Below are 13983 nucleotides of genomic sequence, written 5' to 3' on the forward strand. Positions count from 1 at the left end.
GCTGCAGGACCTTCGAGAGCGCCTGCTCCTTGAACTCGACAGAATAAGTTTGTTTCGCCTTCAACTTGCACCTCTGACTCTTCTTGATAAAAAAATTCAGAGGCGACAACTACTATGACGCCGGGGGGGAGAGAATCTGGACAGTCGAGACAGACTGTTAAAAGTGGTGCATCCATGAAACGCGCTGTTGCAACCCTGCTGCTATCACTTCCTGCGCTATCTCTGGCGAAGCCCCCGCCCTGCGACAGATGGCCAACCAACGTAGCCGAAGGTAAGCTGAAAGCAGCGGGGCTGATTGACCAGACGAAGCTGGATTTCTCGAAAACCAGGGCCGTGCGACTTTCATCGGAAAAAATCGGCAAAGACCAGTTTTACGGCAAGGATTTGTATCGCCAGGTCTATCACATTACCTTCTACGAAGAGAGCGGAAAGCAGGTAAGCGTTATTACTGTGAACGACGCCGGCTGGACAGAATGCTCAATGAGCGGCGTTGAAGTTTTTGTCGTTTCGCAACACATGGGGCCAGTCGAACCCCTGATTAAAGAATAGAAGTAGCTTTTCACGCGCGCTCTTCCGGTGGTGCCGGAAGAGCGAACCTGCTGCGCTCACGCAGGGCGCTCGACGCCGCGAGAAGGGGGGTCGGCATCGCAACTTTCGGCAGGAGCGATGTTTGTCCTAAACAACCCGATGCGCGGATAGCATCCCGGTTGACTTCGTCGTTGCGAGTGGTGTGAGTCCTGCATGTCCCATCTGCCGGAGACCGTTATGCCTCACGCCCGTGCAGCTCCTGCACCGCTACCAGATCAATGCCCTACCCGCCGCGACCAACTGCTTCGGTCTGCGCAAGGTGGCGTCGCGCGCCTGCTAAACCGTCGCCACGGCTGCGTGATCGACCCGGCCTGCACCCGGCTCGTCGACGGTCTCAGCGCGACGGAGATGTCCGCCGCGCTTTTGCTGAATTAAGTGGAAAACTACAGCTCGCAGTGTTTACGACTTCGCCGCCGCGGCCGCCGCATCATCCTCGCGGAACAGCTTGTCGGCCAGGTGAAACGCGGAGTTAGCGGCCGGCACGCCGCAGTAGATCGCGGTCTGCAGCAGCACTTCCTTGATCTGCTCGCGCGTCACGCCGTTGTTTTTGGCGGCACGCAGGTGCAGCGCGAGTTCTTCGCTGCGATTCAACGCCACCATCATCGCGATCGTCAGCAAGCTGCGCGTATGACGCGGCAGACCTTCACGCGTCCAGATCTCACCCCACGCATAACGCGTGATCAGGTTCTGGAACTCCTCGGTCAACTCGGTGCGGTTCGCGAGCGAACGGTCGACGTGCGCGTTGCCCAGCACCGCGCGACGCACCTCCATACCGGCTTCGTAACGGTCTTCGTCGTTCATTTTGCCTCCGTCAGGAAGTCGAGCACGGTCTTCGTGAACTCACCGGCCTTTTCGATGTTGGAGATATGCGAGGCATTGAGTTCGACGTAGCGCGCGCCCGGAATCGACTGCGCAAGTTCGCGGCCTTGCGCGGCCGTGGCGGCCAGATCGTGCGTGCCGCTGATCACGAGCGTCGGCAGCTTGATGCCCGGCGTTTCGGGACGCAGATCGGCCGCGTCGATTGCGTCGCAGTTCGATGCGTAGCCTTCCTTGTCGGTATGCACGAACACGTCGCGGATCATCGCCAGCACGACCGGCTCGCGCTCGATGAAGTCTGCCGTGAACCAGCGCGGCAGCACCGCGTCGGCGAGCGCGAACATGCCTTCGCTGCGCGCCTTCGCGGCACGCGGCACCCACACTTCCGGCGAGCCGATGCGCGCGGCCGTGTTGCACAACACGACGCGCTCGAAGCGGTCGCCGTGACGCGCGGCGAGTGCGACGCCGGTCAGGCCGCCCATCGATATGCCGCAGAAATTCGCGCGCGCGATCTTCAGCGTATCCATCAGGCTGAGCACATCGCCGCTCAGCTGCTCGATCGTGTACGGACCCTTCGGCGCTTCCGAATGACCGTGGCCGCGCGTGTCGTAGCGCAGCACGCGGAAGTGCTTCGACAACGCCGCGACCTGCGGCGTCCACATGGACATATCGCAGCCGAGCGAATTCGACAGCACGAGCCACGGCGCGTGGCCGTGACGATCGCCGTCGATACGATAGTGAAGCTCGGTGCCGTTGACTGCGGCGTAGGGCATGCCGGTTACTCCTTGGAATGGGCGCGCTGCGCGCGCGTGGTGTGAAGCGCCAGCGCGGCGTCGACATATGCGTGCGCCTGGCCGACGTATTGAGCGGGATCGAGCAGCTGCTTCAGGCGCTCGAGCGAAAGATGTTCGGTGACGGCCGCGTCGGCGGCGAGCACGTCATACAGCGTCTTGCCGTCGCGGATCGCCGCCTTCGACGCGCGCTCGACCAGATGATGCGCGTCGAGCCGGCCGATGGAATCGCCGAGCGCGAGCATCACCGCTTCGCCGAGGATCAGGCCGTGCGTGACGTCGAGATTCGCGGCGAGGCGCGGTACGTTCACGCTCAGGCCGGACGCGATCTGTTCGATGTTCGCGAGCGCGCCGCCCGCGAGGCGCGCGAGATCCGGCAGCGCGTCCCATTCGGCCTGCCAGCCGCCGAGCGCGCGTTCGTGCTCCTGCACCATGCCGGCGAACACGGTCGACACGAGGCCGGGCGCGCGCGTCGCGGCCGTCAGTACCGCCGCGCAACCGACCGGGTTGCGTTTGTGCGGCATCGTCGATGAACCGCCCTTGCCGGCCGCGGCCGGTTCGGCGAGTTCGTCGATTTCGGTTTGCATCTGCAGCGAAACATCGCGCGCGATCTTGCCGAGCGTGCCGATCAGCATGCCGAACAGCGACGCCGTCTCGGCGATGCGATCGCGTTGAGTGTGCCACGGCAAGGTCGGTACCGCGAGGCCGAGTTCCTTGGCGAGCGACTGCGTGACCTGCGGCGCCGCCTCGCGCAGACTCGCGAGGGTGCCGGCCGCGCCGCCGAATTGCAGCACCAGCACACGTTCGCGCAACGCGTCGAGCCGCTCGCGATGACGCAACAGCGCGTCGAGCCATTGCGCGAACTTCAGACCCAGCGTGATCGGCAGCGCCTGTTGCAGCCACGTGCGGCCGATCATCGGTGTCGCGCGATGGATGGCCGCGAGCTTCGCGACCGCGTCGCAGGTGGCTTGCAGGCCGCCGTCGAGCAGATCGAAAGTGTCGCGCAGTTGCAGCACCGTCGCGGTGTCGATGATGTCCTGGCTCGTCGCGCCCCAATGCACGTATTTTCCAGCTTCGGCATCGGCGGCTTTGACGCGTGCAGTCAGTTGCTTGACGAGCGGAATCGCGAGGTTGCCGCCGAGCGCGGCGTCGCGTGCGAGCGCGTCCGCGTCGAGCTGGTCGGCCTGGCAGGCCGCTTCGATCGCGGGGACGGCGGATTCGGGAATGACTTTGTGCGCGGCAGAGGCACGCGCGAGCGCGGCTTCGACGTCGAGCATCCGTTGCAGCGTGGCACGCGGCGCCCAGATGTCGTTCATCGGCTGTGTGCCGCAAAGAAGGCCAGTCAGACGGGCGCTGGAGTCGAGCATGGTGACGACGATGTTTGAGGGAATCGGAAGCGAAGAAGCGGCACGGCGCGCGGCGATTCGAAGCAGACGCCGTGGCGGAGCAAGCGCTCGTGCCGTGCGTATGCCGCGGTATGTGCTGCGTATTGTGCGCCAAACGCGGTCAACCCGTCGCTGAAGTTGCCAGGCCAGCGCTGACGAGGAGTTCGCCCCGTCAGCGCTGGCCCGTTCGCGCAATGCCGCTTTCAGACGAGACGCCATCGGCGCGGCCGCAAAGCAGACCGCCCCCGCGACGCCTCAGCCAGCCATCAGGCCGCGCGCGCGGCCTGCGTGCCGTCGGTCATCGGCACACCGGTCAGCTTCAGCAGTTCGTCGAAGCCGATGTCCGTGAAAATCTCGCGCACGACGAGGCCTTCCTTCGTGACGTCGATCATTGCGAGGTCCGTATAGATACGGGTCACGCAACCGATACCGGTGACCGGGTACGAGCACTCGGCGGTGATCTTGCTCTCGCCCTGCTTGGTCAGATGGTCCATCATCACGTAGACCTGCTTCGCGCCGATCGCGAGGTCCATCGCGCCGCCGACCGCCGGAATCGCGTCGGGTGCGCCGGTGTGCCAGTTCGCGAGATCGCCCTTCGCCGACACCTGGAACGCACCGAGCACGCAGAAGTCAAGATGGCCGCCCCGCATCATCGCGAACGAATCCGCGTGATGGAAGTAGGCGCCGCCCGTCAGCAGCGTGACGTGCTGCTTGCCGGCGTTGATCAGTTCGTCGTCTTCCTGGCCCTTCGCCGGTGCCGGGCCCATGCCGAGCAGACCGTTTTCGCTGTGCAGGAAGATTTCCTTGTCTGCGGCGAGGTGGTTCGCCACCAGCGTCGGCACGCCGATGCCGAGGTTCACGTAAGCGCCTTCAGGGATGTCCTGGGCAACGCGCTTGGCCATTTCATCGCGAGTCAGTTTCTTCATGTCGGTCTCCGGGTCAGGCAGCAGCGTCGTGAGGATTGGGCGTGGGGGCATGCGCCGCTTGCGGCACCGCGATCACGCGTTGCACGAAAATGCCGGGCGTTACGATTTCTTCCGGATCGAGGCCGCCGAGCGGCACCACTTCCGACACCTGCACGATCGCGGTCTTCGCTGCGCTCGCCATGATCGGTCCGAAGTTACGCGCGGTCTTGCGATAGATCAGGTTGCCCCAGCGATCGCCCTTGTACGCCTTGATCAGCGCGAAGTCCGCGTGCAGCGGCGCTTCGAGAACGTAGTGACGGCCGTCGATCAGGCGGGTTTCCTTGCCTTCGGCGAGCTTGGTGCCGTACGCGGTCGGCGTGAAGAAGCCGCCGATGCCCGCCCCCGCGGCGCGGATGCGCTCGGCGAGGTTGCCTTGCGGCACGAGTTCGAGTTCGATTTCGCCGGCGCGATAGAGCGCGTCGAACACATACGAGTCGGTCTGGCGCGGGAACGAGCAGATGATCTTGCGCACGCGCTTGGCCTTCAGCAGCGCCGCGAGGCCGATATCGCCGTTACCTGCGTTGTTGTTGACGATGGTGAGATTGCGCGCGCCCTGCTCGATCAGCGCGTCGATCAACTCGGACGGCATGCCGGCCGTGCCGAAGCCGCCGATCATGACGGTCGCGCCGTCGTGGACATCGGCGACCGCCGATTGAAGTGTCTCGAAAATCTTGTTGATCATGTCGAATTTCCTTTGGGGGCGCTACGTGCCGCTGGGCTGACAGCCGTAACCGGCAAGGCTCGCGCGGAAACAGTCTCCGGGCATGCTGGCGACGGCTCGCGAGGGGGAGAGCGGGCTGGCGCCTTCGATTGCTTCGCTGCTGAATTGTTCGTTGTGTGAACAGTGATTCGTTTAGCGAACGCTTCGGCGATTATGGTTGTCCTGTGGGCGGGTTGTCAAGGCAGGGAAACCCCCTTCATCATAGGTCGCCGCGCGCGGCGGCGAAGGTCCGGGATGCCCTCGTCCAGCGCTCGCCCTGCGCGCGAAAATGCCGGCCGCGCAAAATCCCACTATGCTTACGGGCGATTTTTCAACTAGGCTCTATAGCGATACGGCATAAGCATTCCCTTGCCCCGCCCTCCCCGCGAGCCATAACAAGCATGTCCGAGACACATCTGGATCTGAACCTGATCCCCTATCTGGTCGCGATGGAAGACACGCGCAACGTGAGCCGCGCCGCCGAGCAGCTCGGTGTGAGCCAGCCGCGCGTGAGCACCGCGCTTGGGCGCCTGCGCGAATACTTCGACGATCCGCTGTTCGTGCGCACATCGAAAGGCATGGAGCCGACACCGCGCGCGCTCGCGATCCTGCCCGCCGCGCGCGACGCGTTGCTGCGCATCGAGAAAGGCATGCTCGACGTGCAGGATTTCGATCCGGCGACGAGCACGCACACGTTTTCGATTGCGCTGTCCGACGTCGGCGAAATCGTGTTTCTGCCGCGTCTTTTGCAGCTGTTCGCCGAGCGCGCGCCGTCCGCGAATCTGCGCTCGGTCACGCTGTCGCCGTCGCAAGTGGAACGCGGGCTCGAATCGGGCGATGTCGATCTCGCCGTCGGCTATTTTCCGGACCTGGCGGGCAACAACTTCTTTCAGCAGCGGCTCTTCACGCATCGCTTCATCTGCCTGATGCGCAGCGGACATCCGCTGTCGAAGGGGCCGCTCACGATCGAGCAATACGTGGCGTCCGGGCATGCGGTCGTGCGCGCCGAGGGACGCAGCCAGGAAGTGCTCGAGCAGTACCTCGAAAAGAAGCGCATCAAGCGACGCGCGGTGCTCGAAACGCCGCACTTCATGAGCCTGCCTTTCATCCTCGCGCGCACCGACCTGCTCGCGACCGTGCCGCACGCGATCGGCTTCGCGTACGTGTCGGAGCATGCGTCGATCATGCTCGTCGAGCCGCCGCTGCCGCTGCCGCGCTTCGACCTGCGGCAGCACTGGCATCGCAAGTTTCATAACGATCCGCGCGGCAGCTGGCTGCGCGGCGTGGTCGCTGAGCTGTTCAACGATGCGATGGACGAATGGCCGAAGTAGCCGTGCGCAGCACGCCCGCGACTGCCCCGGCCGCGAAAGGGGCATCGGCACCTTCAGCGCAAAACATGGAACAATGACCTCAGTTACTGACCCCGCGCGCCGCGCAGCGTCGACGCGCGATCCAGGAGAGCGACGCATGACCAGCAGCAAGGCAAAGAAGACCAAACCCGTAGCGGCCGCCGAACGCCCGAGCCGCGAAGAAGCTGAGGCAGCCGTGCGCGTGCTGCTGCGCTGGGCCGGCGACGATCCGCAGCGCGAAGGCCTGATCGACACGCCGGCACGCGTGACGCGCGCTTACGACGAGTTTTTCGTCGGCTACCAGGTCGATCCGCGCGACATCCTCGCGCGTACCTTCTCCGAAGTGGACGGCTACGACGAAATGATCGTGCTGAAGGACATCCGCTTCGAAAGCTACTGCGAGCACCATATGGTGCCGATCATCGGACGCGCGCACGTGGCGTATCTGCCGAACCATCGCGTGGTCGGCATTTCGAAGCTCGCGCGCCTCGTCGATGCGTTCGCGAAACGGCTGCAGATCCAGGAAAAGATGACGGTGCAGATCGCCGATACGCTGAACGAGGTGCTGCAGCCGGCCGGCGTGGGCGTGATTCTCGAAGCCGCGCATCAGTGCATGTCGACGCGTGGCGTGCACAAGGCGGGCGTCACGATGGTCACGTCGCGCATGCTCGGCACGTTCCGCACCGATCCGTCGACACGGCGGGAGTTTCTGGCGATCGTCGGGAATCCGGGCGTGGTAGCGATGCCGAATGCCTGATGAGGTGGATCCGGGGGCTGCTCGTGGTTCGTTGACGATGCAGCCCCCGCCCCTGCGAATCCAGCGTGCGCGCCCGCGCGCACTCTCTTCAAGCGCGCCGGCCACGTTGCGGTGGGTACGCGGGAGTGACAGTTAGTTGCGTATTGACGATTGAGGCCGATGGTCGACACCGGCCGTCCACGCATGGCAGCCCAACAGCAGCAACAGGAGCGCCTCAATTGGTCGAGTTTCCGTTGTCGGCGGTTTCAACCTGGGGCAGCGCTATCGTGTTCGTCAACGTCCTGCTGACGCGCCTCGGCGTACCGATTCCGGCCGTGCCGATGCTGCTGTTCGCGGGCTCGGCGATCGCTGCGGGCACCCTGGCGTTCTGGCCGACCCTCGGCGCGGCGGTGCTGGGCGCATTGATCGGCGACGGCACCTGGTTCACGGCGGGCCGTCTGTATGGACGCAAACTGCTCGCGTGGCTCGGCCGCTTGTCGCCCGCCGTCGATACGAGGCTGGAAACCGCGCGCGCACTATTCGAACGCTATGGCGTGCCGCTCGTGTCGGTTTCGAAGTTCGTGCCGGGCCTCGGCCTGATCACGCCGCCGCTGATGGGTACGACCGCCGTCGACATCCGCATCTACGCACTATGGGATCTGGCCAGCGTGATCGCGTGGGCGACGTTCTGGCTGCTCGGCGGCGCGGCCGTGGAACGCGAGGTGCACATGCTGCGCGCGTTCGTCGAGCAGCGCGGCGGCACGATCGCCGACATTCTTCTTGCGGTGGCGCTCGTCTATCTGCTCTACCGGCTGTATCTGCGATATTACGAACGGCGCCGGTTCACGCGAGCCACGTCGGCCCAAGCCGCGCCGATGCTGGCCGCGCCGACGCAGGCCTCATCGGCGAGTGCCGCCGCGTCGAGCATGCCGTGGCGCTGGCGGCGCTCCGGCCGCCTGAGCCGCATGGCGCCGTCCCGCGTGCTCGATGCGCGGCCCGGCGCTCCGCTGCTCGATCTGCGACGCCAGATTCCCGACGCGCGCGCGCTCGATCCGCATTCGCCTGAACAGATCGACGGCGCGCTACGCACATACGACCTGGTCATCTATTGCATCTGCCCGGACAGCGCGACCGCGCTCGAAGTCTCGCAACATATGCGCAGCAATGGCTACACGCGGATTCGCGCACTGCCCGGCGGGCTCGATGCATGGCAGCGGCGCGGCTTCCCGGTGGGCTTGCTGGCTCACGCGGATGGTTCGGCCGCCGATCGGCCGCGCTCGGCGTTGCTGGGCGAAACACCAGCGGCGGTGACGTTGCGCGGCTTCGCGCCGCGCAGTGCGGAGCGCGCCTGAATTGCGTTGCGTCGCAACAATCTGGGCCGGGAAGGCGCTCACGCTCACGCGAACGAACAGCTGGCGTTAAGGCGCCGCCCCCGTGCGCGAGACCCCCTGCGCCGCCGAATACTCGTCCCACTGCGCCGACCGGGTGCGATTGCGCCCTTCGTTCTTCGCCATATACAACTGTCCATCAGCGGCCGCCATCAGCTCGAGTCCGTTCGCAACATCCGTGGCGCTCGGCAGCGCCGTTGCGCAGCCGACGCTCACCGTCACCGCCTGCGGCGCATCGTGTCCGCGCACGATGACCTGGTTTTCCACCTTGCGACGAATCTGCTCCGCGACCGCGAACGCGCCCTGCGCGGTCGTATCCGGCAGCACCACCGCGAACTCTTCGCCGCCGTAGCGCGCGACCAGATCGGCCGAGCGCCGCACCACGGACGCGATGCAATCAGCCACCGCGACCAATACCTCGTCGCCGCTCTCATGGCCGTAGGTATCGTTGAAACGCTTGAAGTGATCGATATCGATGAACAGCACCGACAGCGGCTTGTTCTCGCGTCGCGCCCGCTTCCATTCGTCGTCGAGCCGCTTGTCGAGCACGCGGCGATTGTTGAGCCCGGTCAGCGGATCGGTCGCGGCAAGACGCAGCAACGCGGCCTGCGCGCGCTGTTTGTCGCGCAGCGCGAACGCGAGCAGCCACGACACGAGCACGAACACCGAGCCGAACGAGATGGTCAGCGCGGCGGCCACGTGGCTGCGACGCTGCCACGGCGCGAGCACGTCATCGACGGCGGGCGCGACGGCCACGATCAGCGGCGTGCCCGATACGTGCGTGTAGGTGAAGATGCGCCGCACACCGTCGACCGGCGAGACCGATACGTAGCTGCCGGAGTCGCGCACGGTCATCGGCGCGAAGGTCGGCGACTTGGCGACACTCGTGCCGATAGCGCGCGCGTCGAACGGCTTGCGCGCGAGCAGCGTGCCGTCCGCCATCACGATGAAAACCGAGCCCTGCTCGCCGGTGTCGATCCGGTCCAGCAGGTGCTGGAAATACTCGATGCGGATCGCGAGCAGCGCGATGCCGGCAAAGCGGCCTTGCGCATCGTCGATGCGCCGCGTCAGCGCAATCGACAGCTTGCCGCCACGCAGCCGCGACATGAACGGATGCGAGAAATACAGGCCCGCCGCCGGATTGCGCTGATGCACCTGAAAGTATTCGCGATCGTCGAGATGGACGGTGGTGTTGGCGTCGGCGTACTGCGCGGCGGCCACTTCACCGTCGGCGCCGACTATATACGCGCCGCCGAGAAACGCGGCGGTGGTCGCGCGATCGAACAGCATCGCCTGGCGCACCGGAACCGGCAGCGTCCAGGTGAGCGGATCGCCCGCGGCATCCACCATCGATTGCAGCGACAGACTATAAATTTCGACGTTGCGCGCGAGATCGGCGGAAATGATCGACACGAGGTTTTGCGACGTCTGGCGCGCATGATCGAGCATTTCGCGGCGGCCTTCGCCGACCTCCACCGCTGTCAGGATCGACATCGCCAACGCGACGAGCGTGCCGGCGACGCCGGCCACCCACGGGCGGTTGCCCACATAGCGGGTCATCCCGGCTCGAGCGGCGCGCAACGTCAGGCGCAGCCGATGACGCAGCGAAAGCCCATGCGGTGCCACGCTCCTCGCCTCCTTCGCGGACTATTCTTTCGGACCGCAGCGCGGTGCGCCGTGCATTTTGGGCTGCGGATCCTCCGCGCTAGCGAGGACCGAACGCGCTCTCTCAGCCCAGTAGCTCCGACGCCGCGCGCAAGCGGCGTTTGCGTTTCCTGTCGAGCCAACCCAACGCGGCTTCGATGTGGTCCGCGTCGGCAAGCGACGCGGCATTATCGCGCAACAGCGTTTCGCTCGCGACGGTATCGTTGAGCATGCCGAAGCGCTTCTGGATTTTTTTCAGGCGCTTGAGCGTGCGCTTATGGCTGGTTTTAAGCACCGGCCCGAAAAACTCGAACAGATAGCGCAGTTTCTTGCCCGCTTTTCTGACATCGTGAAAGGCTGCGTAATTCGAGCGTTTCGCATGGCGCGCGCGTTTGATGCGCTTTTTCAATGAGCGCTCCGACGCCCCTATGCGTCGAGCGGCAAATTTGCGCAGCGCAAGAGCCGAATCGTGCGTGGCGTGCAGTTGCGCGGAAGTGGTGGCCAACGCATCGCGCAGCAGGTGTTTGACGTCGGCGTTCAACAACGTCTCGCGGCTGGTCGCCAGCGTGTCGCGGCGCGCCTGCTCGAGCTTCGGCATCAATGCTTGCGCGCCGCTGTCTTGCTGCCTGAGCAACGCGATCAGGATGTCCCAATCGCGCGTTTTACCCGCCGCGGTGGCGAGAAACTTGTAGACCGCGCGTTGCCGGGAATTTTCGCCCTTGTCGAGCAGCGGTGCGAAAGCCCACCATAACGAACGCAAACGCCGCAGTGAAACGCGCAGTTTGTGCAGCGCCTCGGGTGACGCGTCGCCGTGCACCCCGTTGGCGAGCCGGATTGCCTCATCGACGAGCGGCGCGGCATAGGAAGTGAAGGCACGCTGTGCCGGTTCGTCCTCTACCGGCTCGTTGACTGTCTCGCTGTCTTGCTTCATCGACGCTCTCCAGAAACATGACCTTACTTCCAGCGTAGCAAAAATGATGCTCAGGAGGATCGCGGCGCGTATCAGCCGGCTCTTCCTTCACGCGTTGGCGCGTCGCGCCGGCAGCGTCTATCCTCGACCGATAGGATCGCGCGTTGCACGGCTCGGCGAGTGCTCCGGCGACGATGCAGTGTGCAGTGCGGCAAATGCCGCAAACAGACCTTAGGAGGATGTATGCGAATACTCGTTGTCGGTGCGACCGGCCTGCTCGGTTCGCACATCGTGAGGCTGCTGGCCACGGAGCATGACGTGGTCGGCGCGAGCCGCAAAGGCTCCGAACTGCACGTCGACCTGTCGGACAAACGCAGCATCGAAGCGATGTATGCGCAAGCCGGCAGCTTCGACGCGATCATCTGCGCGGCCGGCTCCGCGAAATTCGCGCCGCTCGCGGCGCTTGGCGACGAAGACTTTTCTTTTAGTCTTGCCAACAAACTGATGGGGCAGGTCAATCTGGTGCGCTGCGGCGTGGACCATGTGTCGCAAGGCGGCTCGTTCACACTGACGAGCGGCGTGCTCGCGCAACAGCCGATGGAAGGCAGCGCCGCGGTCAGCATCGTCAATGCGGGTGTCGAAGCGTTCGCGCGCTCGGCCGCGCTCGAGTTGCGGGGCAAGGTCCGCGTCAATGTGGTGAGCCCGGGGTGGGTCGCCGAAACGCTCGAATCGATGGGCCGCGATCCATCGCAAGGGGTACCGGCGGAAATCGTCGCGCAAGCTTATAAACGCACCCTCGGTGGCAGCGCAAGCGGCGAAGTAGTCAGCGCATCGTAAGCGCAACCGAAGTCCGCTCGCCGCTCGTGCTCTTGCTTAGTTCGGTTCGGACATCTTGCTATTCCCGTCCGCCAGCCTGCGTAGTATTTACCGGCGTGCGCGGCGTAGCATAGGCCGCGCCGCGCCTGCTTTTCCCGCACCCCAATGCCGTCACGTAGTTGTCATCCTTGCGACACACAGCGAAAGCAGCATCAAGAACTCTGCGACCACTTTTTGGGGCTCACGTCATGCCGGAACTTTCGTATCCGCAACCAGGCGCCGCCAGCGGCAAAGGCCGTAGCGCGGGCCTGGTTATTTTCGTTGCCCTGCTCATCGCGGGCGTCGTGTACTGCGGCGTTCATCTGATAGACGATCTGCAGCCCGTACGCGAAAGCTCGGTACTGCCGTATCTGCTGCTCGGTGTCGCGCTGCTGATCGCGCTCGGCTTCGAGTTCGTCAATGGCTTTCACGATACGGCCAACGCGGTCGCCACTGTCATCTATACCCACTCGCTGACGCCGAATATCGCGGTCGTCTGGTCCGGCGCGTGGAATTTTCTGGGCGTGCTGACGTCGAGCGGAGCGGTCGCCTTCGGCGTTCTGCAACTGCTGCCCGTCGAGTTGATTCTGCAGGTTGGCAGCGCCGCCGGCTTCGCGATGGTATTCGCGTTGCTGATCGCCGCGATCATCTGGAATCTGGGCACGTGGTCTTTGGGCCTGCCGTCTTCGAGTTCGCACACGTTGATCGGCTCGATCATCGGCGTAGGTCTGATGAATCAGATGCTGCATGGTGCGAACGGCACCAGTGGCGTGGACTGGAATCAGGCGCTCGGCGTCGGCAAGTCGCTGCTGTTTTCGCCGATCGTGGGCTTTCTGCTTGCGGGCCTGCTGCTGCTGATCCTGAAGGCCGTCGTGCGCGTGCCCGCGCTGTATGCCGAGCCGAAGGGCAAGGAGCCGCCGCCGTTCTGGATTCGCTGCCTGCTGATTCTGACCTGCACGGGCGTGTCGTTCGCGCATGGCTCGAACGACGGCCAGAAAGGCATGGGGCTGATCATGCTGATCCTGATCGGTACCGTGCCCACCGCCTACGCGCTGAACAAGGCGGTCACGCCGGCGCAAACGCAGAACTTCGTCGCGGTCGCGCATCAAACCGCGGCGACGCTGTCGCGCTACACGCAGGGCGCGGTGCCTTCCGCGGATCCGCGCGCCGACGTCGAGGCCTTCGTGCGCACCCGTCAGTTGACGCCCGCCACGCTGCCGGCGCTGCAGCAGCTGACCGAGCAGATCGGTCGCCAGGTCGGCGAGTCGGGCTCGATGGCCGCGGTGCCGCAAGGCATCGTCGATAACGTGCGCAACAACATGTATGTCACCTCCGAGGCGATCCGTCTGATGCAGAAGGCCAATCAGCCGCAGTTCTCGCCCGAGGACGCGAAGATCATCGCCAACTTCAGAACGCAGATCGACCACGCGACCAAGTTCATTCCGCCGTGGGTCAAGGTGGCGGTCGCGATCGCGCTGGGTCTCGGCACGATGGTCGGCTGGAAGCGCATCGTCGTTACGGTGGGCGAGAAGATCGGCAAACAGCATCTGACGTACGGCCAGGGCGCGTCGGCTGAACTCGTCGCGATGGTCACGATCGGTGCCGCCGACGTCTACGGTCTGCCGGTGTCGACGACCCATGTGCTCTCTTCCGGCGTGGCCGGCACGATGGCGGCCAACGGCTCGGGTCTGCAATGGGCCACGGTGCGCAGTCTGATCCTCGCCTGGGTGCTGACGTTGCCCGCGTCGATCGCGCTCGCGGGCGGGCTGTTCTGGGTGTTCCGTTCGGTGTTCTGAGCTCGCCGATCTGGCGGGGCGAAGCACGAAGAAAAGCGCGGTACGCTGATATACGTACCG

General features: G+C 64.7%; 13 protein-coding genes. 6 read left to right on the plus strand and 7 right to left on the minus strand.

Annotated features, from left to right (window positions below; genetic code table 11):
- The first annotated feature begins 174 nt into the window (after nucleotides 1-174).
- On the plus strand, nucleotides 175-549 hold the full coding sequence (locus F6X39_RS32270) for a hypothetical protein (RefSeq protein WP_187619598.1): 375 nt from the start codon (nucleotides 175-177) through the stop codon (nucleotides 547-549).
- 438 nt (nucleotides 550-987) lie between these two features.
- Here the strand turns inward: F6X39_RS32270 and pcaC are convergent, their stop codons facing one another.
- From pcaC to F6X39_RS32295, 5 genes are all read right to left on the minus strand, one after another.
- Complete coding sequence (gene pcaC / locus F6X39_RS32275; RefSeq protein WP_187619599.1) at nucleotides 988-1389, minus strand: 4-carboxymuconolactone decarboxylase; 402 nt, start codon at nucleotides 1387-1389, stop codon at nucleotides 988-990.
- Nucleotides 1386-2177 (minus strand): 3-oxoadipate enol-lactonase, encoded by a 792-nt coding sequence (pcaD, locus tag F6X39_RS32280; RefSeq protein ID WP_184063224.1) that lies wholly within the window; start codon nucleotides 2175-2177, stop codon nucleotides 1386-1388. Before pcaD ends, pcaC begins: the two co-directional genes overlap by 4 nt.
- A gap of 5 nt (nucleotides 2178-2182) precedes the next feature.
- Complete coding sequence (locus F6X39_RS32285) at nucleotides 2183-3562, minus strand: 3-carboxy-cis,cis-muconate cycloisomerase (protein ID WP_187619600.1); 1380 nt, start codon at nucleotides 3560-3562, stop codon at nucleotides 2183-2185.
- Between the two features lie 284 nt (nucleotides 3563-3846).
- Complete coding sequence (locus tag F6X39_RS32290; protein ID WP_184063370.1) at nucleotides 3847-4506, minus strand: 3-oxoacid CoA-transferase subunit B; 660 nt, start codon at nucleotides 4504-4506, stop codon at nucleotides 3847-3849.
- A 13-nt stretch (nucleotides 4507-4519) separates the two neighbouring features.
- Nucleotides 4520-5227: a 3-oxoacid CoA-transferase subunit A gene (locus F6X39_RS32295; protein WP_062131411.1), complete on the minus strand. Its 708-nt coding sequence runs from the start codon at nucleotides 5225-5227 to the stop codon at nucleotides 4520-4522.
- Nucleotides 5228-5646: 419 nt separating this feature from the next.
- Between F6X39_RS32295 and F6X39_RS32300 the strand changes: the two genes are divergently transcribed.
- The 3 genes from F6X39_RS32300 (at nucleotide 5647) to F6X39_RS32310 (ending at nucleotide 8682) form a co-directional block, all read left to right on the plus strand.
- The gene (locus tag F6X39_RS32300; RefSeq protein ID WP_187619601.1) at nucleotides 5647-6576 is read left to right on the plus strand and encodes a LysR family transcriptional regulator; all 930 of its coding nucleotides are present in this window, start codon (nucleotides 5647-5649) and stop codon (nucleotides 6574-6576) included.
- A gap of 136 nt (nucleotides 6577-6712) precedes the next feature.
- Nucleotides 6713-7351: a GTP cyclohydrolase I FolE gene (gene folE / locus F6X39_RS32305; RefSeq protein ID WP_187619602.1), complete on the plus strand. Its 639-nt coding sequence runs from the start codon at nucleotides 6713-6715 to the stop codon at nucleotides 7349-7351.
- A 218-nt stretch (nucleotides 7352-7569) separates the two neighbouring features.
- Nucleotides 7570-8682 carry a VTT domain-containing protein gene (locus F6X39_RS32310; RefSeq protein ID WP_187619603.1) on the plus strand — a complete coding sequence of 371 codons (1113 nt, stop codon included), beginning with the start codon at nucleotides 7570-7572 and terminating at the stop codon, nucleotides 8680-8682.
- A 66-nt stretch (nucleotides 8683-8748) separates the two neighbouring features.
- Here the strand turns inward: F6X39_RS32310 and F6X39_RS32315 are convergent, their stop codons facing one another.
- Together F6X39_RS32315 and F6X39_RS32320 are read right to left on the minus strand one after the other, a co-directional pair.
- A complete protein-coding gene (locus F6X39_RS32315) occupies nucleotides 8749-10344 on the minus strand; it encodes a sensor domain-containing diguanylate cyclase (RefSeq protein ID WP_187619604.1) in 1596 nt (531 codons plus the stop codon).
- A 103-nt stretch (nucleotides 10345-10447) separates the two neighbouring features.
- A complete protein-coding gene (locus F6X39_RS32320; protein WP_187619605.1) occupies nucleotides 10448-11293 on the minus strand; it encodes a CHAD domain-containing protein in 846 nt (281 codons plus the stop codon).
- Between the two features lie 222 nt (nucleotides 11294-11515).
- On the opposite strand from F6X39_RS32320, the gene F6X39_RS32325 reads away from it, so the two are divergent.
- The gene (locus tag F6X39_RS32325) at nucleotides 11516-12109 is read left to right on the plus strand and encodes a short chain dehydrogenase (RefSeq protein ID WP_187619606.1); all 594 of its coding nucleotides are present in this window, start codon (nucleotides 11516-11518) and stop codon (nucleotides 12107-12109) included.
- Nucleotides 12110-12336: 227 nt separating this feature from the next.
- A complete protein-coding gene (locus F6X39_RS32330; RefSeq protein ID WP_187619607.1) occupies nucleotides 12337-13923 on the plus strand; it encodes an inorganic phosphate transporter in 1587 nt (528 codons plus the stop codon).
- The last annotated feature ends 60 nt before the right edge of the window (nucleotides 13924-13983 follow it).

The sequence above is a fragment of the Paraburkholderia sp. UCT2 genome (assembly GCF_014397665.1).
Taxonomy (GTDB): domain Bacteria; phylum Pseudomonadota; class Gammaproteobacteria; order Burkholderiales; family Burkholderiaceae; genus Paraburkholderia; species Paraburkholderia tuberum.

Bases quoted from the DNA above. Each gene is read 5' to 3' on its own strand.
- F6X39_RS32290 (WP_184063370.1), bottom strand. From the start codon at position 4,506: ATGAAGAAACTGACTCGCGATGAAATGGCCAAGCGCGTTGCCCAGGAC.
- F6X39_RS32295 (WP_062131411.1), bottom strand. From the start codon at position 5,227: ATGATCAACAAGATTTTCGAGACACTTCAATCGGCGGTCGCCGATGTC.
- F6X39_RS32330 (WP_187619607.1), top strand. From the start codon at position 12,337: ATGCCGGAACTTTCGTATCCGCAACCAGGCGCCGCCAGCGGCAAAGGC.
- F6X39_RS32300 (WP_187619601.1), top strand. From the start codon at position 5,647: ATGTCCGAGACACATCTGGATCTGAACCTGATCCCCTATCTGGTCGCG.
- folE (WP_187619602.1), top strand. From the start codon at position 6,713: ATGACCAGCAGCAAGGCAAAGAAGACCAAACCCGTAGCGGCCGCCGAA.
- F6X39_RS32320 (WP_187619605.1), bottom strand. From the start codon at position 11,293: ATGAAGCAAGACAGCGAGACAGTCAACGAGCCGGTAGAGGACGAACCG.
- F6X39_RS32325 (WP_187619606.1), top strand. From the start codon at position 11,516: ATGCGAATACTCGTTGTCGGTGCGACCGGCCTGCTCGGTTCGCACATC.
- pcaD (WP_184063224.1), bottom strand. From the start codon at position 2,177: ATGCCCTACGCCGCAGTCAACGGCACCGAGCTTCACTATCGTATCGAC.
- F6X39_RS32270 (WP_187619598.1), top strand. From the start codon at position 175: ATGAAACGCGCTGTTGCAACCCTGCTGCTATCACTTCCTGCGCTATCT.
- F6X39_RS32285 (WP_187619600.1), bottom strand. From the start codon at position 3,562: ATGCTCGACTCCAGCGCCCGTCTGACTGGCCTTCTTTGCGGCACACAG.
- pcaC (WP_187619599.1), bottom strand. From the start codon at position 1,389: ATGAACGACGAAGACCGTTACGAAGCCGGTATGGAGGTGCGTCGCGCG.